The sequence below is a fragment of the Pseudomonas syringae pv. cilantro genome (genome assembly GCF_001293775.1).
Lineage (GTDB): Bacteria > Pseudomonadota > Gammaproteobacteria > Pseudomonadales > Pseudomonadaceae > Aquipseudomonas > Aquipseudomonas syringae_P.
In genome coordinates this window covers 1-24919 of record NZ_LGLN01000074.1, presented here as the reverse complement: position 1 = coordinate 24919, position 24919 = coordinate 1, and the positions used below count along the sequence as shown (strand labels likewise).

At 59.1% G+C, this 24919-nt stretch carries 23 protein-coding genes and 2 pseudogenes; 6 read left to right on the top strand and 19 right to left on the bottom strand.

The features are described from left to right. Positions 1 to 95: 95 nt before the first annotated feature. From thrC to ffh, 9 genes are all read right to left on the bottom strand, one after another. Positions 96 to 1505 carry a threonine synthase gene (gene thrC, locus ABJ99_RS19895; protein WP_054087268.1) on the bottom strand — a complete coding sequence of 470 codons (1410 nt, stop codon included), beginning with the start codon at positions 1503 to 1505 and terminating at the stop codon, positions 96 to 98. 116 nt (positions 1506 to 1621) lie between these two features. Continuing rightward, positions 1622 to 2926, bottom strand: a complete 1305-nt coding sequence (locus tag ABJ99_RS19890; RefSeq protein WP_054087267.1) for a homoserine dehydrogenase — start codon at positions 2924 to 2926, stop codon at positions 1622 to 1624. A 136-nt stretch (positions 2927 to 3062) separates the two neighbouring features. Next, the gene (gene dsbC / locus ABJ99_RS19885) at positions 3063 to 3803 is read right to left on the bottom strand and encodes a bifunctional protein-disulfide isomerase/oxidoreductase DsbC (RefSeq protein ID WP_054087368.1); all 741 of its coding nucleotides are present in this window, start codon (positions 3801 to 3803) and stop codon (positions 3063 to 3065) included. 144 nt (positions 3804 to 3947) lie between these two features. Continuing rightward, positions 3948 to 4844, bottom strand: coding sequence for a site-specific tyrosine recombinase XerD (gene xerD / locus ABJ99_RS19880; protein WP_054087266.1), 897 nt, complete (start codon positions 4842 to 4844; stop codon positions 3948 to 3950). Positions 4845 to 4947: 103 nt separating this feature from the next. Continuing rightward, positions 4948 to 5298, bottom strand: coding sequence for a 50S ribosomal protein L19 (gene rplS, locus ABJ99_RS19875; protein WP_002552524.1), 351 nt, complete (start codon positions 5296 to 5298; stop codon positions 4948 to 4950). A gap of 44 nt (positions 5299 to 5342) precedes the next feature. Further along, entirely contained in the window at positions 5343 to 6095 is a 753-nt protein-coding gene (gene trmD, locus ABJ99_RS19870) for a tRNA (guanosine(37)-N1)-methyltransferase TrmD (protein WP_002552523.1), read from the bottom strand. Between the two features lie 5 nt (positions 6096 to 6100). Beyond that, positions 6101 to 6640 (bottom strand): ribosome maturation factor RimM, encoded by a 540-nt coding sequence (rimM, locus tag ABJ99_RS19865; RefSeq protein WP_054087265.1) that lies wholly within the window; start codon positions 6638 to 6640, stop codon positions 6101 to 6103. Between the two features lie 5 nt (positions 6641 to 6645). Beyond that, positions 6646 to 6903 carry a 30S ribosomal protein S16 gene (gene rpsP, locus ABJ99_RS19860; RefSeq protein ID WP_002552521.1) on the bottom strand — a complete coding sequence of 86 codons (258 nt, stop codon included), beginning with the start codon at positions 6901 to 6903 and terminating at the stop codon, positions 6646 to 6648. A 247-nt stretch (positions 6904 to 7150) separates the two neighbouring features. Next, on the bottom strand, positions 7151 to 8527 hold the full coding sequence (gene ffh / locus ABJ99_RS19855; protein WP_054087264.1) for a signal recognition particle protein: 1377 nt from the start codon (positions 8525 to 8527) through the stop codon (positions 7151 to 7153). A 213-nt stretch (positions 8528 to 8740) separates the two neighbouring features. Here ffh and ABJ99_RS19850 point away from each other — a divergent pair, with 213 nt between their 5' ends. The 3 genes and pseudogenes from ABJ99_RS19850 to ABJ99_RS28400 form a co-directional block, all read left to right on the top strand. Then, positions 8741 to 9553: a cytochrome C assembly family protein gene (locus ABJ99_RS19850; protein WP_054087263.1), complete on the top strand. Its 813-nt coding sequence runs from the start codon at positions 8741 to 8743 to the stop codon at positions 9551 to 9553. A gap of 12 nt (positions 9554 to 9565) precedes the next feature. Beyond that, positions 9566 to 10813: a transporter associated domain-containing protein gene (locus tag ABJ99_RS19845; protein ID WP_054087262.1), complete on the top strand. Its 1248-nt coding sequence runs from the start codon at positions 9566 to 9568 to the stop codon at positions 10811 to 10813. Between the two features lie 166 nt (positions 10814 to 10979). Then, positions 10980 to 11161: pseudogene (locus ABJ99_RS28400) on the top strand (MFS transporter); the annotation flags it as partial. 88 nt (positions 11162 to 11249) lie between these two features. Here the strand turns inward: ABJ99_RS28400 and purT are convergent. From purT to ABJ99_RS19820, 5 genes are all read right to left on the bottom strand, one after another. Then, entirely contained in the window at positions 11250 to 12431 is a 1182-nt protein-coding gene (purT, locus tag ABJ99_RS19840) for a formate-dependent phosphoribosylglycinamide formyltransferase (RefSeq protein WP_054087261.1), read from the bottom strand. Between the two features lie 102 nt (positions 12432 to 12533). Beyond that, positions 12534 to 13001 carry a VUT family protein gene (locus ABJ99_RS19835; protein ID WP_054087260.1) on the bottom strand — a complete coding sequence of 156 codons (468 nt, stop codon included), beginning with the start codon at positions 12999 to 13001 and terminating at the stop codon, positions 12534 to 12536. Positions 13002 to 13157: 156 nt separating this feature from the next. Then, complete coding sequence (locus tag ABJ99_RS19830) at positions 13158 to 13370, bottom strand: DUF1289 domain-containing protein (RefSeq protein ID WP_054087259.1); 213 nt, start codon at positions 13368 to 13370, stop codon at positions 13158 to 13160. After that, complete coding sequence (locus tag ABJ99_RS19825; RefSeq protein ID WP_054087258.1) at positions 13370 to 13894, bottom strand: gamma carbonic anhydrase family protein; 525 nt, start codon at positions 13892 to 13894, stop codon at positions 13370 to 13372. Before ABJ99_RS19825 ends, ABJ99_RS19830 begins: the two co-directional genes overlap by 1 nt. A 40-nt stretch (positions 13895 to 13934) precedes the next feature. Then, on the bottom strand, positions 13935 to 14546 hold the full coding sequence (locus tag ABJ99_RS19820; protein WP_007250083.1) for a CoA pyrophosphatase: 612 nt from the start codon (positions 14544 to 14546) through the stop codon (positions 13935 to 13937). A gap of 152 nt (positions 14547 to 14698) precedes the next feature. On the opposite strand from ABJ99_RS19820, the gene ABJ99_RS19815 reads away from it, so the two are divergent. Beyond that, complete coding sequence (locus ABJ99_RS19815; RefSeq protein ID WP_054087257.1) at positions 14699 to 15250, top strand: NUDIX hydrolase; 552 nt, start codon at positions 14699 to 14701, stop codon at positions 15248 to 15250. A gap of 204 nt (positions 15251 to 15454) precedes the next feature. Beyond that, positions 15455 to 15874 (top strand): annotated as a pseudogene (locus tag ABJ99_RS19810) (L,D-transpeptidase family protein); the annotation flags it as partial. A gap of 184 nt (positions 15875 to 16058) precedes the next feature. On the opposite strand, the gene cutA reads toward ABJ99_RS19810, so the two are convergent. Then, positions 16059 to 16370 (bottom strand): divalent cation tolerance protein CutA, encoded by a 312-nt coding sequence (gene cutA / locus ABJ99_RS19805; protein WP_054087255.1) that lies wholly within the window; start codon positions 16368 to 16370, stop codon positions 16059 to 16061. A gap of 5 nt (positions 16371 to 16375) precedes the next feature. Further along, positions 16376 to 20272, bottom strand: coding sequence for a phosphoribosylformylglycinamidine synthase (gene purL, locus ABJ99_RS19800; protein WP_054087254.1), 3897 nt, complete (start codon positions 20270 to 20272; stop codon positions 16376 to 16378). Between the two features lie 212 nt (positions 20273 to 20484). On the opposite strand from purL, the gene mltF reads away from it, so the two are divergent. Next, a complete protein-coding gene (mltF, locus tag ABJ99_RS19795; RefSeq protein ID WP_080378230.1) occupies positions 20485 to 21975 on the top strand; it encodes a membrane-bound lytic murein transglycosylase MltF in 1491 nt (496 codons plus the stop codon). On the opposite strand, the gene tadA is transcribed toward mltF, so the two are convergent. The 3 genes from tadA to ABJ99_RS19780 all read right to left on the bottom strand — a co-directional run bounded on the left by tadA (position 21972) and on the right by ABJ99_RS19780 (position 24524). Then, positions 21972 to 22481 (bottom strand): tRNA adenosine(34) deaminase TadA, encoded by a 510-nt coding sequence (gene tadA / locus ABJ99_RS19790; RefSeq protein ID WP_054087252.1) that lies wholly within the window; start codon positions 22479 to 22481, stop codon positions 21972 to 21974. The genes mltF and tadA overlap by 4 nt on opposite strands. Continuing rightward, positions 22481 to 23854, bottom strand: a complete 1374-nt coding sequence (locus tag ABJ99_RS19785) for a multicopper oxidase family protein (RefSeq protein ID WP_054087367.1) — start codon at positions 23852 to 23854, stop codon at positions 22481 to 22483. Before ABJ99_RS19785 ends, tadA begins: the two co-directional genes overlap by 1 nt. A gap of 184 nt (positions 23855 to 24038) precedes the next feature. Further along, the gene (locus tag ABJ99_RS19780) at positions 24039 to 24524 is read right to left on the bottom strand and encodes a hypothetical protein (protein ID WP_054087251.1); all 486 of its coding nucleotides are present in this window, start codon (positions 24522 to 24524) and stop codon (positions 24039 to 24041) included. Positions 24525 to 24919 lie beyond the last annotated feature (395 nt).

Below are 24919 nucleotides of genomic sequence, written 5' to 3'. Positions count from 1 at the left end.
TCTTCTCTGTGGGCCGAAAAACCCGAGAAGTTTGGCACGTAGAAACAGAAAGACCCGCCATATGGCGGGCCTTAAGTTGTTACACAACGCTTCTATCAGAGCGGTTTGCCGCGGTTTCCATGCTGGCTGACAAAGGCCTGTATGGCTTTCAGGTCATTTGGCAGTACGGTGCAGCGTTCGTCGCGCTCGAACAAATCAGACAGATGTGCAGGTAGCTCTAGCGCTTTTCCTACACCAGCTTTCTCGACTGCCTCGGGAAACTTGACCGGGTGTGCCGTTCCCAGAATCACCATGGGCGTATCCAGGCTACGACGGCACTCACGCGCAGCCTTGACGCCGATCGCGGTGTGCGGGTCCAGCAACTCGCCGGTCCTGGTGAACACGTCAATGATGGTTTCGCAGGTCTGCTCATCGCTGACCGCCAGCGAGTCGAACAGCTTGCGGACTTCGGTCCAGCGCTCTTCCTCGACACTGAAACCGCCACCCTGCCTGAAGTTGCTCATCAGCTCGGCAATCGCCGCGCCATTGCGCCCGTGCATATCGAACAACAGTCGCTCGAAATTAGACGACACCATGATGTCCATGGACGGCGACAGCGTGGCGTGCAGGGTTTCCTTGACGTACTGATTGCCGCTCATGAAGCGGTGCAGGATATCGTTGCGGTTGGTGGCGACGATCAACTGATTGATCGGCAAGCCCATGTTGCGCGCCAGGTAACCGGCGAAGATATCGCCAAAGTTACCGGTGGGCACCGAGAACGACACCGAACGCGCCGGACCGCCCAGCTGCAGCGATGCATGGAAGTAGTAGACGATCTGGGCCATGATTCGCGCCCAGTTGATCGAGTTGACAGCGACCAGACGCGTACCCTTGAGAAAGCTCTGGTCGGCGAAGCTGGCCTTGACCATCTCCTGGCAATCGTCGAAGTTGCCTTCTACTGCGATGTTGTGAATGTTATCGCCGAAGATGGTGGTCATCTGCCGACGCTGAACATCCGACACGCGATTGTTCGGGTGCAGGATGAAGATGTCGACGTTGTCGCAACGGCGGCAGCCTTCGATAGCCGCAGAACCGGTGTCACCCGAGGTGGCGCCGATGATCACCACGCGCTCGCCACGCTTGGCCAGCACGTAGTCCAGCAGGCGACCGAGCAATTGCAGTGCGAAATCCTTGAATGCCAGGGTCGGGCCGTGGAACAGTTCAAGCACCCACTCGTTGCCGTTGAGCTGACGCAGTGGCGCAACAGCGCTGTGGGCAAACACGCCGTAGGTTTCTTCGAGAATCTTCTTGAAATCGGCATCCGGGATGCTGCCGGTCACGAACGGGCGCATCACCCGGAACGCCAGTTCGTGGTAAGGCAAGCCGGCCCAGGAGGCAATTTCTTCCTGAGTGAAACGCGGCAGGTTTTCCGGCACGTAGAGGCCACCATCGCTGGCCAGACCAGTCAACAGCACGTCTTCGAAATTCAATGCAGGCGCTTGCCCGCGAGTACTGATATAGCGCATGGGATCAAACCTTCGGTTTGAGCTGCAAGGTACAAGCTGCAAGCTGCAAGATGAAAGCTGCACGACTGGCGTGTAGCTTGTAGCTTGTAACTTGTAGCTGACCGCTTGCCGCTGCCTTAATTAAGATGTTCGACGCGAATACGGACTACCGGGCCAACCACATCCTGCAACGCTTCCAGCGCCTGGATGGCATCGTTGATGCGTTGTTCCACGACACGGTGCGTCAGCAGAATCATCGGCACCAGGCCGTCGTGTTCTTCGACTTCCTTTTGCATGATCGATTCGATGTTTATGCCGCGCTCGGACAGGATGCTCGCCACCTGAGCCAGCACGCCCGGATGATCCTTGGCCTGAATCCGCAGGTAATAGGCGCTTTCGCACGCCTCGATCGGCAGGATCGGATGCGCAGACAGAGAATCGGGCTGGAAGGCCAGATGAGGCACGCGATTTTCCGGGTCGGAGGTCATCGCACGCACCACATCCACCAGATCGGCCACGACCGACGACGCAGTCGGCTCCATACCTGCGCCAGCCCCGTAGAACAATGTCGAACCGGAGGCATCACCGTTGACCATGACCGCGTTCATCACGCCGTTGACGTTGGCGATCAGGCGGTCGGCCGGGATCAGCGTCGGGTGCACACGCAGTTCAATACCTTGAGCCGTGCTGCGCGCCACACCCAGATGCTTGATGCGGTAACCCAGCGCTTCGGCGTAGTTCACGTCTGCGGTGGTCAGTTTGGTGATGCCTTCGGTGTAGGCCTTGTCGAACTGCAACGGAATGCCGAAGGCGATGGAGGCCAGAATGGTCAGCTTGTGCGCCGCGTCGATACCTTCGACGTCGAACGTCGGATCGGCCTCGGCATAACCCAGCGCCTGGGCTTCAGCCAGCACATCCGGGAACGTGCGGCCCTTCTCGCGCATTTCGGTGAGGATGAAGTTGCCAGTGCCGTTGATGATGCCGGCAACCCAGTTGATGCGGTTTGCCGACAGGCCTTCACGGATGGCCTTGATGACCGGAATACCGCCCGCAACCGCAGCTTCGAACGCCACGATCACGCCCTTCTCACGCGCTTTGGCGAAAATTTCGTTGCCGTGCACCGCGATCAGCGCCTTGTTGGCGGTGACCACGTGCTTGCCGTTTTCGATGGCCTTGAGGACCAGTTCACGGGCAAGGGTGTAGCCGCCGATCAGTTCGACCACGATATCGATTTCAGGGTTGCTCGCAACGGCGAACACATCGCTGGTCGTAGGCGTACCGGCAATCTGGCAGTTGGGGTTTGGTGTACGAACTGCAATTTGCGCAACTTCGATTCCACGCCCGGCGCGGCGGGCAATCTCCTCGGCGTTACGTTGAAGTACGTTGAAAGTACCGCCACCGACAGTACCCAGCCCACATATGCCTACTTTGACCGGTTTCACTGATGAACTCCCCGAAAAACAGCCGAACCTGAGTCGACTGTGAAAAACCGCCGCATGTCGCCATACGACTACAAATCTGACGAAGCGCCGAAAAGCGTGCGCCTCATGCTCATGAGGCGGCCTTGACGACGCAGGGTTATTTGGCGCCCATTGCCAGTTTGGCAACCTGAGCAGCAGGCTGGTAGCCCGGAATCACCTGACCATCGGCCAGAACGATCGCCGGCGTACCGTTCACGCCGATCGACTGGCCGATTTCATATTGCTTGCTGACCGGATTGTCGCATTTGGCAGCCTTGATGTCCTTGCCATCGACCATGCGATCCATGGCACTTTTGCGGTCTTTGGAACACCAGACGGCCTGCAACTGCTCGTCACCCGGAGAACCGAGCCCCTGACGCGGGAAGGCCATGTAACGAACCTCGACCCCCATTTTGTTCAGCTGAGCGACTTCTTCATGCAGCTTATGGCAGTACGGGCAGGTGGTATCGGTGAACACTGTGATGTGCGACTTGGTTTCACCGACCGCCGGATACACCACCATATCGGTCAACGGGATGGCATTGATGGTCTTGGAAATGGCCAGACGCTCGGTCTTCTCGGTCAGGTTGACCGGCTTGCCGTTCTGCACCTGAAACAGGTAACCCTGCACCACGAACTGGCCATCAGCGCTGGCGTACAGCACGCGGCCGCCCTTGAGCTTGACCTCGTAAAGGCCATTCATCGGGCTCGGCGAAATGCTTTCGACCGGCAGTTCCAGCTCGAGCGATTCCAGCGTCTTGCGAATGGCCTGATCGGGAGCGGCATCCGCCGCGGCAAACATACTGAAGGTGCCGGCCAGCATGACAGCGGCGGCGGCAAAAATCTGAGACAAACGCATGAAAACTCCTATGACGGCGGACAGACGGACGACTGCGAAAAACAGGGTGCCAGCCTTGATCTGCGAAACCGGCAAAGCCTATCACATAAGGGCTTAAAGACCGTCCTGCACAGACGTAAGACTTTTCGCCAGTCAAGCGCGAAATCAGCCGCGCGGGTGGTGCTTCGCATGGATTTCCTGCAACCGTGCGCGCGCCACATGGGTGTAGATCTGGGTCGTCGACAGGTCGCTGTGCCCCAGCAGCATCTGCACCACACGTAAATCGGCGCCATGATTGAGCAAATGGGTGGCGAAAGCATGACGTAAGGTATGCGGTGACAGGGACTTGCCGATACCGGCAACCGTCGCCTGGTGCTTGATACGATGCCAGAAGGTCTGCCGGGTCATCTGATCGCCGCGGGTGCTGGGGAACAGCACGTCGCTGGGCTTTGCGCCCAGCAACTCGTCGCGGGCCCCGCGCAGGTAGCGTTCGACCCAGACGATGGCCTCTTCACCCATGGGCACCAGCCGTTCTTTGCTGCCCTTGCCCATCACTCGCAGTACGCCCTGGCGCAGGTTGACCTGTTCCAGTGTCAGGCTGATCAGTTCGGTCACGCGCAATCCGCAGGCGTACAGCACTTCCAGCATCGCACGGTCGCGCTGGCCGATGGGTTCGCTCAGGTCGGGAGCAGCCAACAGCGCTTCGACATCGGCTTCGGACAAGGATTTGGGCAGCGGCTTGCCCAACTGGGGCATGTCGATCTGCAAGGTAGGGTCGACAGCAATCAGCTTTTCGCGCAGCAGGTAGCGGTAGAAGCCACGCGCACCGGACAGAAAGCGCGCGGTGGAACGCGGCTTGTAGGCGTTGTCCACGCGCCACGCAAGATGATCGAGGATCACCTCGCGCCCGGCGCTGGGCAGATCAACGTTGCGCTCCTGCAACCAGCCGTTGAACAGCGCCAGATCGCTGCGATATGAATCACGGGTGTTATCGGACAGGCCCTTTTCGAGCCAGAGCGCGTCGAGAAACTGGTCAATCAGCGGGTGGTCGATGGCAGCCATTTTTACTCTTTACGTGTGGAGATACGGCAGGAGCGAATCATCAAACAGCAGACAGCAAAAAGGCAGCCCTGAGGCTGCCTTTTTTATGCATCGAAAAACTGTATCAGGACAGTTTTTCCTTGATGCGAGCTGCTTTACCGGACAGGTCACGCAGGTAGTACAGTTTGGCCTTGCGAACGTCACCGCGACGTTTCACAGCCATGCTGTCGATTTGCGGGCTGTAAGTCTGGAAAGTACGCTCAACGCCAACACCGTTGGAGATTTTACGAACAGTGAAAGCACTGTTCACGCCACGGTTACGCTTGGCAATGACAACGCCTTCGAATGCTTGCAGACGAGCGCGGTCGCCTTCCTTCACTTTTACCTGAACGACAATGGTGTCGCCCGGTGCAAAGGTAGGGATCTCTTTGGTCATCTGCTCTGCTTCGAGGGCAAGAATGATTTTGTTAGTCATGCTGGTGCTCCTAAGGTAATCCGTCTGGATCGACCATCGATACGTTAACTATCGTCCCGCTCGCGGATGTATTCCGCCAGCAGCTTCTTCTCTTCTCCAGAAAGCGAGCGGCTTTCCAGAAGATCAGCGCGTCGTTCATAGGTCCGCCCAAGGGACTGCTGTAAACGCCAACGCCGGATGTGCGCGTGATTGCCACTAAGCAACACGTCGGGAACACGCTGATCCGCATACACCTCAGGTCGGGTGTAATGCGGGCAATCCAGCAGACCGTCCGTGAAGGAATCTTCCTCCGCGGAGTCCACATGCCCTAAAGCTCCAGGCAGCAGCCGCGTAACCGCGTCAATCAGGACCATCGCCGGCAGCTCGCCACCGGAAAGAACATAGTCACCAATCGACCACTCTTCATCGACATGAGCATCAATAAAACGCTCGTCAATGCCTTCATAACGACCGGCGATGAGGATAATCGCTTCCTCCTGCGCCAGTTCGCGTACCGCAGACTGATTCAGCTGGCGGCCTTGTGGCGACAGGTAAATCACCTTCGCCGCATCCCCTGCCGCTTGCCTGGCCTGAACCAGAGCATCTTCGAGAGGCTTGATCTTCATCACCATGCCCGGACCACCGCCAAATGGGCGATCATCCACAGTGTGATGGCGATCAGTGGTGTAATCCCGCGGATTCCAACAAGTCAGCTGTAACAGCCCTTGTTTCACCGCACGGCTGGTTATGCCGTATTCGCTGATGGCGGAAAACATCTCGGGAAACAGACTGATGACTTCTATGCGCAGGCTGGCCATGGCATTCAGAAGTCCGCGTCCCAATCCACCTTCATCTCGCCAGCACCCATGTCGACTGCCAACACGCATTGCTCCGTATAGGGCAACAGGCGTTCGCGATCATCAAGGCTGCCCGCGCAGGGCTTTACAACCATTACATCGTTCGAACCGGTTTCGAGCAGGTGATCGATTTTCCCGAGCAGTTGCCCGAGTTGATCAATGACCTTGAGGCCTTCAAGCTGGTACCAGTAGTACTCGCCATCGTCCAGATCAGGGAACAGGTTACGCGGCACACAGATTTCGTAGCCGGATAGAAGACGGGCTTCCTCACGATCATCGAGACCTTTGAGCTTTGTGACCAGGAACTTGCTCTGCAAGCGTCCACTGACCAGCTCCACCTGTTTCTCAACGCTGCCTTCGCGCCGAAGCGTCCAGGTTTTGTAGTCCAACAGGTTTCCAATCGGATCAGTAAAGGAATAAACCTTCACTTCGCCGCGAACGCCATGAACCGAGTAAATCTTGCCAATGACGATCAGATCGTCGGCAGATGCAGGCGTCGCGTTCATAAGACTCAGGCCGCGGCCTTGGTCTTGTTGTGCTCTTTGAGCAGCTGGGCAACGCGCTCGGAAGTTTGTGCACCAACGCTCAACCAGTAGTTGACGCGTTCTTCGTTAACGGACAAACGGATTTCCTGACCACGGGCAACCGGGTTGAAGAAACCAACCTGTTCCTTGTGGGAACCGTCACGAGCATTGCGGCTGTCGGTTACGGTCAGGTGGTAAAACGGGCGCTTTTTGGAGCCGCCAAGGGCAAGACGGATGGTTAGCATTGAACATCGTTCCTGTAGTCGGTGCTGCAAATCTAAGATGCACAGCGGGCATAGGTGCCCGAAAGGCCGCATATTCTAAGGAATATCCCGACTTTTGCAAATGTCTTTTTCCGGCGCCTATCGACATGCCATCCAGATTTGCCAAGAAGCTGTCGGTGTGACAGCAGGTAAAAGCCCGCATAACGCGGGCTGGCCGGGGGTCACCCCCCGATATGAACGCGTGCAAAGTGCTTTGCACGCGACTCAATTACATTTTCGGCATGCCGCCGCCGGGGAACATTCCACCCATGCCACGCATCATTTTCGCCATTCCGCCCTTGGCGGAGAACTTCTTCATCATCTTCTGCATCTGTTTGTGCTGCTTGATCAGACGCCCGATATCCTGAACCTGCGTACCCGAGCCCATGGCGATACGGCGCTTGCGCGAGCCACTGACCAGATCCGGATCGCGACGCTCGGCCGGCGTCATCGAGTTGATGATGGCTTCCATCTGCTTGAACTGTTTCTCGGCAGCGCCCTGAGCATTGCCCATTTGCGACAGATTGACGCCACCGATGCTCGGCAGTTTGTCCATCAGGCCGCCAAGGCCGCCCATATTCTTCATCTGCTGCAGTTGATCGCGGAAGTCTTCGAGGTCGAAGCCCTTGCCCTTCTTGAGCTTTTTCGCGAGTTTGTCGGCCTTGTCCTTGTCGAGGGTCTGTTCGGCCTGCTCGATCAGGCTGAGCACGTCGCCCATGCCTAGAATTCGCGAGGCGATACGGTCCGGGTGGAACGGCTCCAGCGCCTCGCTCTTCTCGCCCATACCGATGAACTTGATCGGCTTGCCGGTGATTGCGCGCACCGACAGGGCCGCACCCCCTCGCGCATCACCGTCGACCTTGGTGAGAATCACGCCGGTCAGTGGCAACGCGTCACCAAAGGCCTTGGCGGTGTTGGCGGCATCCTGGCCGGTCATGGCATCGACCACGAACAACGTTTCAGCCGGCTTGACCGCAGCGTGCAGCGCCTGGATCTCGCCCATCATCTCGACATCGATGTGCAGACGACCGGCGGTATCGACGATGACGACGTCAATGAACTTGAGTTTCGCTTCTTTAATAGCAGCCTGAGCGATCTCGACCGGCTTCTGGCTGATATCGGAGGCAAAGAAGGTGACACCGATGTCGTTGGCCAGCGTTTCGAGCTGCTTGATAGCGGCGGGACGGTATACGTCGACCGACACCACCATCACGGTTTTCTTTTTGCGCTCTTTGAGGAAGCGCGCCAGCTTGCCTGCCGTGGTGGTCTTGCCCGCACCCTGCAGACCTGCCATGAGGATGACGGCCGGCGGCGTGACGTTGAGCACCAGATCTTCGTTGGCGGCGCCCATCAGGCTTTCGAGTTCGGCCTGGACGATCTTCACGAACGCCTGGCCCGGCGTCAGACTGCGCGACACCTCGGTGCCGACCGCACGTTCCTTGACGCTGTTGACGAAGTCCTTCACCACCGGCAAAGCGACGTCGGCTTCAAGCAGCGCCATACGCACTTCGCGCAGGGTATCCTTGATGTTGTCCTCGTTCAGCTTGGCCTTGCCGGTAACATGGCGCAGCGTCTGCGAGAGGCGGTCAGTCAGATTTTCAAACATGCGCGATCCTTTCAGGCTCTCGTCGAACCCCGGTTGATGCGGCCCGGCCCGTAATGCAGAAATAGTGCTCGGCGAGCCTGCGGCGTGAGCAGGTCGCGGATTATAGCGAAGACTCTGCCGCACGGACACCACGCATACTGCTTCTATGGTCTTTCGTGATTCGCCGGTTCTATGCGAAACTCAGCGTCTTTTCAGGCCCGTCCATCAGGATCTATGTCCCCTTTGCCACCCAGCCTGCTTCCCAGCCTCGCCGCCGCCATCATTTACGCCGCTGCGACCGTCTATCAGGGCTTGCGCCTGAGCCAGACCGCCAGGCCCGACAAACGGCTGCTTTGCCTGCTCGGCGCGCTGGCCGTAATCGCGCACGCCATCGGTCTTTACTCCCAGCTGGCGCGCCCTGCCGGCCTTGGCCTGGACTTTTTCAACTCGGCCAGCCTGATCGCCGCGTCGGTGATTGCCGTGACCCTGATCGCTATCTCGCGTATTCCGGTAGAAAACCTGCTGGTGCTGCTGTTCCCGCTCGGCATGGTCACCGTGCTGCTGGCGCAGTTCGCGCCCAGTGGCACGGTGCAGCCGATTCAGGAAGAGCCGGGCATCCTCAGCCACATTCTGCTGTCGCTGCTGGCTTACGGCATGTTCACCATCGCCGCGTTTCAGGCCTTGCTGCTGCTGTTGCAGGACTACCGGCTCAAGCACAAGCACCCTTCCGGGCTGATCAAGAACTTTCCGCCACTGCAAACCATGGAGAGCCTGCTGTTCGGCTTCCTCTGGGCGGGCTGGATACTGCTGTCGCTGTCACTGATTTCCGGCTGGTTGTTCGTTGAAAACCTGTTCGCTCAACATCTGGCGCACAAGACCTTGCTGGCCTGTCTGGCGTGGGTGGTGTTCAGCGTGTTGCTGTGGGGACGCAATCGTCTCGGCTGGCGCGGGCACAAGGCCATTCGCTGGACGCTGGGCGGTTTCTGCCTGCTGATGCTGGCCTACTTCGGCAGCAAGCTGGTCCGTGAATTCATTCTGCACATCTGACGGGCTCTGATCATGGATAATCTGCCCATTGGCCCGCTGCTTGGTGTCCTGACCCTGCTGATTCTCTGGGCCAGCCTGCTGACCGCCGTCGAGGCCGCGCACCACCAGCTCAAAACGATGCGCGCCGCCAGCCGCCCCGAAAATACCGCAGCGCTGCCTGATCTGGCGTTCAACCTGAACAGCCTGATCCTCGTCAATACGCTGATCAGGGTGCTGATCACAGTCATCACCACCCTGATCGCCGCCAGTTACTGGCTCTATGACGGCCCGACCGTGGCCTGGCTGGGCACTGTCAGCGTCATGCTGGTGTTCGCCGAATACGTCCCGCGTCGCCTGGCAAACCGCCATCCTGTCTCGACGCTGATGCTGGGTAACGGGGTGTTGCGCATTCCAATGAAGCTCGTCTGGCCATTGGCCTATATCTTCAACCTGATCGCCAAGGCCCTGCTGCGACCTTTCCTGTCGCACCACGTGCCGCAGCAGGATCAGAACTTCGAAGACGACACGCAGAAGCCTGCCAGAAATGAAATCGTTCAGGAACACAACCCGCGCACCAATGTGCTGTCGGGCATACGTGCGCTGGACAGCATCACCGTCAATGACATCCTGATCCCGCGCAATGAAGTGGATGGCGTCAACCTCGACGACTCCATCGAGCTGATCATCGAGCGTCTGATCATTTCCCGTCACACGCGCCTGCCGGTCTATCACAACGATATCAATCAGGTGCAAGGCATCATCAACACCCGCGATATCAGCCACCTGCTGCCTAAGGCAACCCTGACCAAGGAGCAGTTACTGGCGGTTTGCTATGAGCCTTATTTCGTCCCGGAAAGCACTCCGTTGCAGTTGCAACTGCTGAATTTTCACAAGCAGCAGCGGCGCTTGGGCGTGGTGGTCGATGAATATGGCGAAGTGCTGGGTATCGTGACCCTGGAAGACATCCTCGAAGAAATCGTCGGTGAGTTCGAACACGAGCAGAAACTGGATAATCCTCACATCAAACGCCAGGAAGACGGCCGCCTTGAAGTGGAAGGGGCTGCCTCTATCCGCGAACTGAACAAGAGCCTGGGCTGGCACTTGCCCTGCGACGGGCCGAAGACCCTCAATGGCCTGGTCACCGAAGCTCTGGAAACCATCCCGGAAGCTGCGGTTTGCCTGAAGATCGGACCCTATCGGCTGGAGATTCTGGAGACCGAAGAAAACCGCGTCACCCGTGTAGCCATGTGGCATCACACACTGGTCCAGACATTCAAATAAATCCAATCCCCTTCGTTTCAATTGCCTGTCCGCCCATTCGGGTTACTCTTCTCGGCGCAGCACCCACAATCACAATTGTGATCGCTCGCCGGGGCGCGCATAGGGCTGACCGGCGAAATGACTGTCAGGGAATCCGCATGACCAGCCCCCCTCTCTGCTGTAGATGCTGCTGCCAGAGCTGCTCCCATGCAGGTACGCTATACCGGCGCTTCGGTGGCACCCTTCTTCGCGCAGAAACTGGTGGCGATGGGCGGACTGAGCTGGGCAGGCGGGTATGTATCAGTAGCGGCGCTGATCAACGTGCTGGCGGTGTTGAGCCTGAAGGAGACGAAAGGCAAGGAGCTATGAACTGAGCTGCAAGCTGCAAGCTGCAAGCTGCAAGAAGAAGCATGACGCTCTTTCTTGAAGCCCGCAGCTTGAGGCTTGTAACTTGAGCCTACAGTTCGACGTTAACTGCCCGCGATGCCCGAGTCGCCTTGGCCCGCGCAGCTTCGATGGATTCGTCGCGAGCCAGCGCAACGCCCATGCGGCGCTGGCCGTTGACTTCAGGCTTGCCGAACAGGCGCAGTGCGGTGTCAGGCTCGGCCAATGCAGCGCCGAGGTTGGCAAACGCGGTCTGTTTAGACTGGCCTTCGACCAGAATCACAGCCGATGCAGACGGGCCGAACTGGCGAATCAACGGGATCGGCAGGCCCAGAATCGCACGCGCATGCAGGGCGAACTGCGACAGGTCCTGAGAAATCAGGGTGACCAGACCAGTGTCGTGCGGGCGTGGTGAAACTTCGCTGAACCACACTTGATCGCCCTTGATGAACAGCTCGACGCCAAACATTCCGCGACCACCCAGCGCCTCGGTTACCGCCTTGGCGACACGCTCGGACTCGGCCAGGGCGGCCGGACTCATGGCCTGTGGCTGCCAGGATTCCTGATAATCGCCCTTCTCCTGACGATGACCGACCGGCGCGCAAAAGGTAGTGCCGCCGATATGTCGCACGGTCAGCAGGGTAATCTCGTAATCGAAGTCGATGAAACCCTCGACGATCACACGGCCCTTGCCGGCACGCCCGCCTTCCTGAGCGTAATCCCAGGCTTTCTGGACGTCGTCGCTGCTCTTGAGCAGGCTCTGGCCTTTACCCGAAGAGCTCATGACCGGTTTCACCACGCACGGAAAACCGAGGTCTTCGACCGCTTTGCTGTAGGCCTCGAAGGTGTCGGCAAAGTGGTACGGCGAAGTCGGTAGCTTCAGCTCTTCAGCCGCCAGACGGCGGATCCCTTCGCGGTTCATGGTCAACTGCGCAGCGCGCGCAGTCGGGATCACCGTAAAACCCTCGGCCTCGAGTTCCACCAGCGTCGCGGTGGCGATGGCTTCGATTTCCGGAACGATGAAGTGCGGCTTTTCGGCCTCGATCACGGCGCGCAGTGCGGCACCGTCGAGCATGTTGATGACATGGCTACGATGCGCGACCTGCATGGCGGGTGCGTTTTCATAACGGTCAACAGCAATCACTTCAACACCAAGGCGCTGCAGCTCTATCACGACTTCCTTGCCCAATTCGCCGCTGCCGCAGAACAGTACGCGCGTCGCGGTAGGCGACAGTGGAGTTCCGATTTGAGTCATCTCAGGTCCTCGTGAGGCAGATATCAAGCGCCGCTCGCGTCGTGCGAGCAACCACTGTGGAGAAAGGCGCGCAATTTACCACGAAGACCGGGCAAACGGGGCTCAGCCGGGGCAGGCACTGTTGCGGGCACGCCAGGCCATGATCATCCAGACCATGGTGACCCCGGCGAACTTGGAGGCCAGCGCGGTCAGCACGACCGGTGCCGTCAGGGCGTCGATCACGCCGAAAAAGATAAAGGTGTCCAGCGGAATGCTCAGCGCCGAGCTGATCCACAAGCGGTCGCGCAGCGGCCGCCTGGTGATGCTGAAGACCAGCCAGTCTATGCACTCGGACACCGCGAACGCCGTGGCGCTGGCCAATGCAATGGTGGGGTCGCTGGTGACATAGGACAGGACCAGCGCCATCAGCATGGCGAGAATTGCGCCATGCCCGAAACGGGTCTGCACCATATCGCGCAACACGAACACCAACCCGCCCCACGCCGACCAGATGACGTCCAGATGCGGCGCACTGGAAAACGCGAAATTGATCAGCACGACGCTGCCGATGTAGGCGATCAGAAAAAGCATGACGGGTTACGCGCTTGGGAAAAGGGTGGCAATGATAGCTCAACGCGTCTCAACTATCGTGCGACGCTTCGCGCCCTTTTTGCGACGCAGAGCGTCGAGAAATGTTCTCCCACGCTGGAGCGTGAGGAACGATAACTCAAGCCTCAACTATCTGCGTCAACCGCCCATCGTCCACATCAGACCACTGTCCCTCGCGCGCTCGTCGCACAGCACCAGCACAGCACGGCGCTCGTCGTTGCTCATCCGGCCCCACCGGGTGATTTCGCTCACGGTGCGCTGGCACCCGGTGCAGACGTCCTGCTCATCCAGCGCGCAGATACTGACGCATGGCGAACGGACCGGCTTTTCAACTACGGAATCAGTGCTCATCAATCTTCCTGTACGGCCAGCTCGCGGGCGTAACGCTGGGCGTTGTGTACGTAATGGGCAGCGCTGGCTTCGAGCATTTTCTTCTGCGCGTCAGTCAGTTCGCGAACCACCTTGCCAGGCGAGCCCATCACCAGCGAGCCGTCGGGAATGACCTTGCCCTCGCCGATCAGCGAATTGGCGCCAATGATGCAGTATTTCCCGATCTTCGCACCATTGAGAATGACCGCATTGATACCGATCAGGCTGTAATCATCGACGCTGCAACCGTGCAACATGGCGTTGTGCCCAATGGTTACGCCCCGACCGATTTCCAGCGGTGAGCCCATGTCGGTATGCATCACCGTGCCGTCCTGCACGTTGCTGTTTTCACCGATATGGATCAGTTCGTTATCGCCACGCAACACGGCGTTGAACCAGACACTGGCACCCGCCTCCAGCCTGACCTTGCCGATCAGCAACGCGTTGGGCGCGACCCAGCTCTGCGGGTCGGTGTGGACGCGGGAATCCCCCAGGCGGTATTTCATGCAGATTCCTCAGGCTGGCCGTGCTCGTTGGTGCGAAAAGTCATGGACGGACCGCTCGGATCGTCGAACGCTCCGGCGGATGATGCAAGCTGATGCGGGTGTCGTACAGCACGTTGACCAGCTCGACGATCATGATCGCAGTCAATCCCCAGATTTTGTATTCGCCATAACGGTAGCTGGGCACGTACCAACTGCGCCCTTCGTAATCGATGCGGTGGGTGTGTTCACGAGTGTCCTGGCGAAAGAACTCCAGCGGAACGCTGAACACGGCTGCAATCTCGCCATCATTGGGCCGATATTCGACGAAATCCGGAATAACCCCCACATAAGGCGTGACCTTGATACCGTGCTTGGAAATCAACGGGCTCAGCGGACCAATAATTTCGACCAGCCCCGGCGGCAGGCCGATTTCCTCTTCGGCTTCGCGCAGGGCGGTGAAAATCAGATCAGGGTCGCCAGGGTCGCGGCGACCACCAGGGAACGCCACTTCACCGCCATGCGTGGACAACCCGCTGGCACGCAGGGTGAGGATCAGCTCGGGTTGCTCGCTGCGCGTGACAGGCACCAGCACGGCAGCCTCGGGGAATTGTCGATCCGAGTCGAAGGGCTCTGGCGTATGACTGACTACACGGCGAAGTAGCTCATCCAGCATGGGAAATCTCGATCTGTTGCGTGCCTGGCATCATGCACCAAAAGCAACGTCGCGCCCAACCCCTTGCGAGGACAACTCATACCATCCGAAGGGTTGCCGAGCCGCCGCGCGACAGGCCAAGATAGCGCCTGCGTTCACTATTGACTGAAACCATGAAATTTTGCAGCCAGTGCGGCAACCCGGTTATCCAGCGCATTCCCGAAGGCGACAGTCGCCTGCGGTACGTCTGCGAGCATTGCCACACCATTCATTACCAGAACCCGAACATTGTTGCGGGCTGCCTGGTGACACTTGGCGACAAAATTCTGCTGTGTCGGCGGGCCATCGAGCCGCGCCTGGGTTTCTGGACACTGCCGGCCGGTTTCATGGAGAACGGCGAGACCATCGAACAGGCCGCACGCCGCGAGACCATTGAAGAGGCCTGCGCGATGCTCAGCGACCTGCACTTGTATACAATGATCGACGTGCCGCACATCAACCAGGTGCATGTGTTCTACAGGGCGGAAATGGCCTCAGGCGAGTTCGCCGCAGGTGTCGAGAGTCTGGAAGTGCAACTGTTCGACGAAGCTGACATTCCGTGGTCCGACCTGGCCTTCATGACGGTCAGGCATACGCTGGAGTGCTTTTTTGCCGACCGGCGTCGGCAGAACTACCCGGTTCGCACCAGCGCCCTGCCCCCGTCAAGGCCGCTGCTGGACACCTGAATTTCAGAGACGCACACAACATCGGCGCTTTTTACAACAAGGGCCGTCAGGAAAATCGTAATGCGCTGGTTGCTCGCCCTCTTCTGCCTGTCATGTGTACCGCTGTCGCAGGCTGCGTTCACGCAGACCATCGTGCCCAAAGGCAGCGAACAGAAAATCATCAATAACAAAGTCATCAATACCGAGAGCATTGCCAGCAAGAAGGTCGACAAGGTGCTGGTGCTCAAGTCAGCCCGTCAGTTGCAATTGATCAGTGGCGGCGAAGCGCTGAAGACTTATCGCATCTCGCTGGGCAAAAACCCTAAAGGCACCAAACTGCAGGAAGGCGACCAGCGCACACCGGAAGGTTTTTACTGGCTTGACTGGCGCAAGCCCAGTAACAACTACAACTTGTCGATGCACATTTCCTACCCGAACATCACCGACGCGGCGCGTGCGCGCAGCGAAGGCGTCAAACCTGGCAGCATGATCATGATCCACGGCACCCCGGTGGACGAGGAATACCCGGAATGGTATTTCCATACGCTGGACTGGACGAACGGCTGCATCGCCCTGAAGAACAACGACATGCGCGAGGTTTGGGATCTGGTGAAAGACGGGACGATGATCGAGATTCGACCTTGAGCATGGCAGGGAATTGGCGCGCGGCGGCGCAAGGTCAAGATCGGATGCGGAGCGTCCAGAACTGCATTTCCACGCTGGAGCGTAGGGAACGATAGTATCAACTGTCGTGCGACGCTCTGCGTCGACATGCAGTTCTGAACGCTCTGCGTCCGCCCTGAGTTGCGGTGTTGCGCAGGGGCAGGCCTCAGAAATCTTCCAGCCGCCACACTTCATAAGCGGGCATTTCGTAAGGATGGCTCTGTTTGAGAGCCGCCACCACCTGCTGGATCAGATCATCGGCCACGACCAGCTCGACCTTCCATTCTTCTACCCGCTCGACCTCGCCACTCTGCCCGATAAATGGCTGACTGCCATCCAGCGGGCGGAACTGGCCATGGCCGAGCACTTGCCATGCGCACTGATCATAAGCACCGATTCGCCCTGCCCCAGCGGCGAATAAAGCGCTCTTGACCCCGTCCACATGGCTCGGCGGAACAAAGAACGCGAGCTTGTACATGTGCCTTAGTTAACCCAGGCCCGCGCGTTGCGGAACATGCGCATCCAGGCACCGTCTTCGTTCCAGTCCTCAGGACGCCACGAGTTCTGCACGGCGCGGAATACGCGCTCCGGGTGCGGCATCATGATGGTCACGCGACCGTCAAGGGTGGTCATGCCGCCGATACCGCGCGGCGAGCCGTTCGGGTTGGCCGGGTAGCTTTCAGTGACCTTGCCGTGGTTGTCGACGAAACGCAGAGCCACAGTCCCGGACACGTCCGCCTCAAGCAGCGCGTCGTCGTTGCGGAACTCTGCATGGCCTTCGCCGTGCGCGATAGCGATCGGCATGCGCGAACCGGCCATGCCTTGCAGGAAGATCGATGCCGACTCCTGAACCTGAACCATCGCCACGCGGGCTTCGAACTGCTCGGAACGGTTACGCACGAAGTGCGGCCAGAACTCGCTGCCCGGAATCAGCTCGTGCAGGTTGGACAACATCTGGCATCCGTTGCACACACCCAGCGTGAAGCTGTCGGAACGCTCGAAGAAGCCCTGGAACGCATCGCGAGCGCGACTGTTGAACAAGGCCGACTTGGCCCAGCCCTCACCGGCACCCAGCACGTCGCCATAAGAGAAGCCGCCACAGGCAACCATGCCCTTGAAGTCGTTCAGGTCGACACGACCGGCCAGGATGTCGCTCATATGCACGTCAATCGCGTTGAAACCGGCGCGGTCAAAGGCAGCAGCCATCTCGACCTGACCATTGACGCCCTGCTCGCGCAGCACAGCCACCTGAGGACGAACGCCGGTCTTGATGTACGGCGCAGCAATATCGTCGTTGACGTCAAAGCCCAGCTTGACGGTCAGACCTGGATTGTCTTCCTCCAGCAAGGCATCGAATTCCTGATCCGCGCACTCGGCGTTATCACGCAAGCGCTGGATCTGGTAGCTGGTCTCGGCCCATTGACGCTGCAGCAGACGGCGCTGACCGCTGAATACGGGCTCGCCCAGGAAGCTGATCGAGACTTCATCGTTGTTGATCGGCTGACCGATGACAGCGACGCAATCTGCCAGGCCGGCAGCGCTGAACTGCGACAGCACCAGCGGCGTGGCGTCCTGACGAACCTGGATAACGGCACCCAGCTCTTCGTTGAACAGAATCGCGCTCAGCTCGGAGGCGTTATCAGCCAGACCGTCGAGGTGCAGGTTCAGCCCGCAATGACCGGCGAAGGCCATTTCCAGCGCGCTGACCAGCAAACCACCGTCGGAACGGTCGTGATAGGACAGAATATGACCATCGGCGTTGAGGCCCTGAATCACGGCGAAGAAGGCCTTGAGGTCTTCAGCGTCGTCGACATCCGGCGCCACGCGGCCCAGCTTGCCGTGGGTCTGGGCCAGGATGGAGGCGCCCATGCGGTTCTGACCACGACCCAGATCGATCAGGATCAGGTCAGTGATGCCCTTGTCCATGCGCAGCTCTGGAGTCAGGGTCTGACGAATGTCGAGCACGGGTGCGAAGCCGGTGACGATCAGCGACAGTGGCGAAGTCACGCTTTTTTCGATGCCTTCATCGCTCCAGCGGGTCTTCATGGACATCGAGTCCTTGCCCACCGGAATCGTGATGCCCAGCTCTGGACACAGCTCCATGCCCACCGCTTTCACGGTGTCATACAAGCGTGCATCTTCGCCGGGATGACCAGCCGCCGACATCCAGTTGGCCGACAGTTTGATATCAGACAGCTTGCCGATGCGCGAGGCCGCGATGTTGGTCAGGGTCTCGCCGATTGCCATGCGGCCCGACGCCGGAGCATCCAGCAACGCCAGCGGGGTGCGCTCGCCCATCGCCATGGCTTCACCGGTATTGACATCGAAGCTGGTCGCGGTCACGGCGCAGTCTGCAACCGGCACCTGCCACGGACCGACCATCTGATCGCGGGCGACCAGGCCGGTAATGCTGCGGTCACCAATGGTGATCAGGAAGCTCTTGCTGGCGACCGCCGGGTGACGCAGTACACGCTGTACGCTTTCTTCGATATCCAGCGTGCCCGGATCGAAATCATCACCGATTTCTTCTTCGCGCTCGACCGAACGGTGCATGCGCGGCGCCTTGCCGAGCAGGACTTCCAGCGGCATGTCCACAGGGCTGTTGCCGAAGTGGCTGTCGGTCACGGTCAGTTGCGGTTCGGCAGTGGCTTCACCGACGACCGCAAACGGGCAGCGCTCGCGCTCGCAGATGGCCTTGAAGCGCTCATAGTCCTCGACGCCAACGGCCAGAACGTAACGCTCTTGGGATTCGTTGCTCCAGATTTCCAGCGGGGCCATGCCCGGCTCGTCATTCGGCACGTTACGCAGTTCGAAACGACCACCCCGATTGCCATCGTTGACCAGCTCGGGGAAGGCGTTGGACAGACCACCGGCGCCGACGTCATGGATGAAGCTGATCGGGTTGCGGTCGCCCAGCTGCCAGCAGCGGTCGATCACTTCCTGACAACGACGCTCCATCTCAGGGTTTTCACGCTGAACCGAAGCGAAATCAAGGTCTGCCGAGCTGGTGCCGGTCGCCATCGAAGACGCCGCGCCGCCGCCCAGACCGATCAGCATGGCCGGGCCACCCAGCACGATCAGCTTGGAACCTACAGTGACTTCGCCCTTCTGGACGTGATCTTCGCGAATGTTGCCCATACCGCCCGCCAGCATGATCGGCTTGTGGTAACCACGTACCTCATCGCCGTGCCTGGTAGTGATGGACTGCTCGAAGGTACGGAAGTAGCCAGTCAGCGCCGGGCGGCCGAACTCGTTGTTGAACGCCGCGCCACCCAGCGGGCCTTCGATCATGATGTCCAGCGCAGTCACGATGCGCTCGGGCTTGCCGTACGGCACTTCCCAGGGTTGCACAAAACCGGGAATCTGCAGGTTGGACACGGTGAAACCGGTCAGGCCCGCTTTCGGTTTGGCGCCGCGACCGGTCGCACCTTCGTCGCGAATCTCGCCACCGGAACCGGTCGCCGCACCAGGAAACGGCGCAATGGCGGTCGGGTGGTTGTGGGTCTCGACCTTCATCAGAATGTGCACCGGCTCCTGCACCGCACCATACTGGCGGGTTTCAGGGTCCGGGAAGAAGCGGCCGGCAACGCTGCCGACGATCACCGAAGCGTTGTCCTTGTAAGCGGACAGCACGCCTTCACTGTGCATCTGATACGTGTTCTTGATCATGCCGAACAGGCTTTTTTCCTGGCTCTGGCCGTCGATGTCCCAACTGGCGTTGAAGATCTTGTGACGGCAGTGCTCGGAGTTCGCCTGGGCAAACATCATCAGCTCGATGTCATGCGGGTTGCGCCCCAGACCATTGAAACTGGTGATCAGGTAATCGATTTCGTCTTCAGCGAGCGCCAGGCCCAGCTCGACGTTGGCTTTTTCCAGCGCTGCGCGACCGCCGCCCAGAATGTCCACCGCCGTCAGCGGCTTGGGCTGAGCGTGGCTGAACAGACCAGCGGCCTGATCGTGATCACCCAATACCAGCTGGGTCATCCGGTCATGCAGGCTGTCGGCAATGGCCTGCGCTTCGACGTCGCTGAACTGCCCTTCTACATAGAAGGCAATCCCGCGTTCGATGCGCTGGACTTTGCTCAGACCGCAGTTGCGAGCGATATCGCTGGCTTTGCTCGACCATGGCGAAATGGTGCCAAACCGCGGCAACACCAGAAACAGTCGGCCGCTCGGCTCTTGAACCGGCACACTCGGGCCGTATTTCAGGAGGCGGTCGAGAACCTGCTGTTCTTCGCGGGTCAGAACGTCGGTAACGTCCGCAAAGTGGGCGAATTCGGCGTACAAGCCACTGACAGCTGAAACTTTTTGTTTCAGTTGTTCTAGTAATTTGCTGTGGCGGAAGGCAGAAAGGGCAGGAGCACCGCGCAGGATCAACATCTTCGGGACAGCCTCGAGAAGGGGTGTGCTTTGAGGCCGCGTATTCTAGCCTAAAGCGTGACCTGGATCACCCAAAACGGCAGCCTCTCGTGCGCCCGAATGTCGCTCCACGTCAAAAAATGCGACAAATGTCACCAAAAAGCCTTCGCCTATCAGACGCAAGCGTCACTGTCGAGATATGGCGCCCGGTGCGCTTTGCGTATACTGCACCGATGTTCTTCAGACCAGACTTCCGCCCACGTTGCGCCAAGTGGCTCATCGCAACCGGACTCTTCCTGATGCTCGGTGCCTGTGTTGAGAAACCCAACACACTGGAGCGAGTCAAGGAGGACGGCGTTCTGCGCGTGATCACCCGTAACAGCCCGGCGACGTATTTTCAGGATCGCAACGGTGAAACCGGCTTCGAATACGAACTGGTCAAGCGTTTCGCCGATGACCTGGGCATCGAACTGAAGATCGAAACCGCCGACAACCTGGACGACCTTTTCGATCAAATGAACAAGCCGGGAGGCCCGGTACTCGGCGCCGCAGGCTTGATCGACACGCCAAACCGCAGGCAACAGGCGCGTTTTTCGCATTCTTATCTGCAAGTTACGCCGCAGGTCGTGTACCGCAACGGCCAGTCGCGCCCCACCGACCCGGGCGATCTGGTGGGCAAGCGCATCGTGGTGCTCAAGGGCAGCAGCCATGCCGAACAGCTGGCAGCGCTCAAACTGCAGAACCCGCGTATCGAGTACGAAGAGTCTGACGCGGTCGAGGTCGTCGATCTCCTGCGCATGGTCGATGAAGGCCAGATCGATCTGACCCTGGTCGACTCCAACGAGCTGGCGATGAACCAGGTGTACTTCCCCAATGTGCGCGTGGCCTTCGACCTGGGTGAAGCGCGCGAGCAGCGCTGGGCGGTCGCACCGGGCGAAGACAACAGCCTGCTTAACGAAATCAACGCCTATCTCGACAAGGTCGAGAAAAACGGCACGCTGCAACGCCTGAAAGACCGCTACTACGGCCATGTCGACGTGCTCGGCTACGTCGGCGCCTACACCTTCGCCCAGCATTTGCAGGAACGCCTGCCCAAATACGAGAAGCATTTCCAGACATCGGCCAAGACCGAAAAGGTCGACTGGAGACTGCTGGCCGCTATCGGTTATCAGGAATCGATGTGGCAACCGGCCGTGACGTCGAAAACCGGTGTACGCGGCCTGATGATGCTGACCCAGAACACCGCTCAGGCAATGGGCGTCACTAACCGGCTGGATGCCCGACAGAGCATTCAGGGTGGGGCCAAGTATTTTGCCTACGTAAAGGATCAGCTAGACGACAAGATTCAAGAGCCGGATCGTACATGGCTCGCTCTCGCGTCCTACAACATTGGTGGCGGTCATCTTGAAGATGCACGCAAACTGGCTGAAAACGAGGGGCTGAACCCCAATAAATGGCTCGACGTGAAAAAAATGCTGCCGCGTCTGGCGCAGAAGAAGTGGTACAGCAAAACACGCTACGGCTATGCCCGAGGCGGCGAACCGGTGCATTTCGTCGCCAACATTCGCCGCTACTACGACATTCTGACCTGGGTTACACAGCCGCAGCTTGAAGGCAGCCAGGTCGCCGATGGCAATCTGCACGTGCCGGGCGTCGATAAAACGCAGCCCACGCCCGCGCCGACTCCCGAACCTGCCAGCAGCCCGGAAAAACCAGCGCTCTAGTCGTCGGCTTTGGCTTTGTTTGCGTCTTTGGCCGCCCGGCGCATTCTGAAAAACTCACTCAGCATCGCCCCGCACTCCTCGCCCAATACCCCGCCCTCAAACAACACGCGATGATTGAGAAAGCCCTGGCTGAAAAACTGCCCCTGGCTTTCAACAATCCCGGCCTTGGGCTCCGGTGCGCCGTACACTACGCGAGCGACCCGCGAATGCACGATCAAACCGGCGCACATGCTGCACGGTTCCAGCGTCACATACAGCGTACTGCCCGGCAGCCGGTAATTATCCAGCGCCTTGGCGGCATCGCGAATCGCCACCATCTCGGCATGCGCGCTGGGGTCGCTGCCGCTGATCGGGCAATTGTAGCCACGACCGACGATCTTGCCGTTCTGCACCACCACCGCGCCGACCGGAACTTCACCCAGCAACGCGCCTTGAGCCGCGAGCGCCAGCGCTTCACGCATGAAATGCTGATCCTTGCTGCGGTCGATGATCTGCGGCTGCCTCATCACGACACCTCGATGGCCGCCATGAGGCCGGTTTCCATGTGATCGATCACGTGGCAGTGAAACATCCACACACCCGGATTATCCGCAACCAGTGCCACACGAGCGCGCTCATTGCGCCCCAGCAAAAAGGTGTCGGTAAAGTACGGGATGATCTTGCGCCGATTGGAGGCGATCACCTTGAAACTCATGCCGTGCAAATGAATCGGGTGCTGATACTGGGTCATGTTCTTCAATTCGAAGATATAGCTCTTGCCCAGCGTCAGCCTGGCGATCGGGCGATCCGCACACGTCTTGTCGGTAATGTCCCAAGCCACACCATTGATCTGCCACAGACTCGGCGGCTTGCCGTTGTCGGTATTGGTCGATACCGAGCCAACCCACTCGACGTTGAAATTGATCTTCTCGGCGTTATCCAGGTCCGGCTCGGCGACCGGATTGGCAGGCAACTCGGGCGGCCACTGCCCCGGCGCATCGTTATTGGCGACCGAACGGAAGGTCCCCAGACGTACCGGGCCGTTACGCAACGAAATTTCCTCACCCGCCGGCGGGGCCTTGATCGCCAGACAGATGCGCATGCCCGGCCCCAGCCAGTATTCGTCGCCGAAGGGACGCGGTTTGACCGGGTTGCCATCCAGCGCATAAATCTGCGCCTCAGCGTCCGGCAGGTTGAGTCGATAGGTCACGGTATTGTCGAGATTGAGCAAGCGCACCCGGGTAATCTGCCCGGCTGGCAACTCAATCACCGCCTGCGGAATGCCGTTCAACGTCGACAGCCGCCCCGCCGTGCCCTCGCGCGCCGCTTCACGCAGCACACTGAACTCGGTGAACGCACCCACTTCGTCCACATGCCAGCTTTTCAGACTGACCGTGCGCTCATGGGCAAACCCGGTCGGCTCGCGCTCTTCGACAATCAACGGCCCGACCAGCCCGCGCCCCAGCTCCTCGCTGCTGCTGACGTGCGGGTGATACCAGTAGCTACCGGCATCCGGCACACGGAATTTGTAGTCGAAATACTCGCCCGGCTTGACCGGCAACTGCGACACGTAAGGCACGCCGTCCATCTCCAGCGGCAAGCGGATGCCATGCCAGTGAATGGTCGTCTCGACCGGCAACTGATTGATGAAGCGCAGCCGCAGCCACTCACCCTGCCGCACCCGCAACTCCGTGCCCGGCGCAGAACCGCCGAAGGCCCAGGCAGGCGTCTTGTGGCCAGGTACCAGTTCGACGTCCAGCGGCGCGGCAATCAGCACGAAGTCCGAACCGGCCTCCGACTCGCGACGCCCCATCCAGTAACGCGAAGCACCACCCGCGCCAAGGCCTACTACAGCCAGACCGGCGATGCCTGTAAGGATTTGACGACGGGTAAAGGACATGAACGGCGGGACCTCGAAAACGACGACTGGGCGCATCTGCGAGCAAATGCGAGGGGCGAATACGATACACCTGCATTTGCGTAAAGATAAGAGTGGATACAACGAACTGAAGTCGAGGCGTAAAAAAGCCGGGCGAGGCGGTGGTGAGGCCCCTCACAGCGCTGTGCCAAAAGCCTTTACGTGATCAGTCTCGCACGAGCTTCAGCAGTCCGCCGTCATACCAGGAAAGAGCTAAAGACCCATCCTGTGCTAGAAAAAATGTCGGGCGTTCTTTATTAAGAGGACCCCAGCTTCCAGATTTGCATTCAACGCCATAGCGTACGGCTTTTTCCATGCCAAGCTTGCGGAGCTGTGGCTCCAGTTCAGCCCCACTCATCGCCGGAAGCTTGTGAAAGACCGGCCCCTTGCACATATCTTCCGTCGAGCCTGCTGACGCTTTCCATGCAAGTTGGTCGTGATTGAAACTGAGACGTCGATCCATAAAGCTCGGATCATCATCCCCCAGTGCCTGCACGCCAGAGTCTGATACCGCTACACCTGCAACATGCCAACTGCCGTAAAACACGCTTTCTCCAGGCTGATCGTGCTTTTGAGTATTCATAGTCGCTGCGCATCCTGTCAGCGACAACATAATCAGGAAAGATGAACTGAGAGAAAATCGGGATTTCATGAACGGGGGTCCTTGGTTTTAGCGGATGCGAGTATTGACTCTTTTGCTGGGCTATTCCTGCGTCGAAATCGGCGCCCGTGGTTCATTTAAGTGACAACTTATTAACAGGTTTGCAAAGGATCGCATGCACGCTTTGGCCACGTGGCCTGGGCGACCCGCAGAAAATTGTCGCCAAAAATGCCGTCGATCTGCGCGGCATCATAGCCAAGCCCACTCAATACTGCTGCGACCTGCCCCAGCGATTCCGGCTGTAATTGACGATGTCCGTTTATGCAGTAGTTGGATTCATCGCACAACTCCGAGACTCGTGTACCCCTTTTACGCTAGGGTCTGTTCCCGTTTCATCGCGAACCGCGTTGCCGGGCCAAATCTCGCCAGGCCAGGCGCAGGACGCA

Excerpts from the sequence above, each read along its gene's own strand:
- ffh (WP_054087264.1), bottom strand. The coding sequence starts at position 8,527 with ATGTTTGAAAATCTGACTGACCGCCTCTCGCAGACGCTGCGCCATGTT.
- ABJ99_RS19845 (WP_054087262.1), top strand. The coding sequence starts at position 9,566 with ATGGATAATCTGCCCATTGGCCCGCTGCTTGGTGTCCTGACCCTGCTG.
- purL (WP_054087254.1), bottom strand. The coding sequence starts at position 20,272 with ATGTTGATCCTGCGCGGTGCTCCTGCCCTTTCTGCCTTCCGCCACAGC.
- cutA (WP_054087255.1), bottom strand. The coding sequence starts at position 16,370 with ATGTACAAGCTCGCGTTCTTTGTTCCGCCGAGCCATGTGGACGGGGTC.
- rplS (WP_002552524.1), bottom strand. The coding sequence starts at position 5,298 with ATGACTAACAAAATCATTCTTGCCCTCGAAGCAGAGCAGATGACCAAA.
- trmD (WP_002552523.1), bottom strand. The coding sequence starts at position 6,095 with ATGGCCAGCCTGCGCATAGAAGTCATCAGTCTGTTTCCCGAGATGTTT.
- ABJ99_RS19830 (WP_054087259.1), bottom strand. The coding sequence starts at position 13,370 with ATGAGCACTGATTCCGTAGTTGAAAAGCCGGTCCGTTCGCCATGCGTC.
- rimM (WP_054087265.1), bottom strand. The coding sequence starts at position 6,640 with ATGAACGCGACGCCTGCATCTGCCGACGATCTGATCGTCATTGGCAAG.
- xerD (WP_054087266.1), bottom strand. The coding sequence starts at position 4,844 with ATGGCTGCCATCGACCACCCGCTGATTGACCAGTTTCTCGACGCGCTC.
- ABJ99_RS19825 (WP_054087258.1), bottom strand. The coding sequence starts at position 13,894 with ATGAAATACCGCCTGGGGGATTCCCGCGTCCACACCGACCCGCAGAGC.
- dsbC (WP_054087368.1), bottom strand. The coding sequence starts at position 3,803 with ATGCGTTTGTCTCAGATTTTTGCCGCCGCCGCTGTCATGCTGGCCGGC.
- ABJ99_RS19815 (WP_054087257.1), top strand. The coding sequence starts at position 14,699 with ATGAAATTTTGCAGCCAGTGCGGCAACCCGGTTATCCAGCGCATTCCC.
- ABJ99_RS19850 (WP_054087263.1), top strand. The coding sequence starts at position 8,741 with ATGTCCCCTTTGCCACCCAGCCTGCTTCCCAGCCTCGCCGCCGCCATC.
- ABJ99_RS19780 (WP_054087251.1), bottom strand. The coding sequence starts at position 24,524 with ATGAAATCCCGATTTTCTCTCAGTTCATCTTTCCTGATTATGTTGTCG.
- ABJ99_RS19820 (WP_007250083.1), bottom strand. The coding sequence starts at position 14,546 with ATGCTGGATGAGCTACTTCGCCGTGTAGTCAGTCATACGCCAGAGCCC.
- thrC (WP_054087268.1), bottom strand. The coding sequence starts at position 1,505 with ATGCGCTATATCAGTACTCGCGGGCAAGCGCCTGCATTGAATTTCGAA.
- purT (WP_054087261.1), bottom strand. The coding sequence starts at position 12,431 with ATGACTCAAATCGGAACTCCACTGTCGCCTACCGCGACGCGCGTACTG.
- mltF (WP_080378230.1), top strand. The coding sequence starts at position 20,485 with ATGTTCTTCAGACCAGACTTCCGCCCACGTTGCGCCAAGTGGCTCATC.
- ABJ99_RS19785 (WP_054087367.1), bottom strand. The coding sequence starts at position 23,854 with ATGTCCTTTACCCGTCGTCAAATCCTTACAGGCATCGCCGGTCTGGCT.
- rpsP (WP_002552521.1), bottom strand. The coding sequence starts at position 6,903 with ATGCTAACCATCCGTCTTGCCCTTGGCGGCTCCAAAAAGCGCCCGTTT.
- ABJ99_RS19835 (WP_054087260.1), bottom strand. The coding sequence starts at position 13,001 with ATGCTTTTTCTGATCGCCTACATCGGCAGCGTCGTGCTGATCAATTTC.
- tadA (WP_054087252.1), bottom strand. The coding sequence starts at position 22,481 with ATGAGGCAGCCGCAGATCATCGACCGCAGCAAGGATCAGCATTTCATG.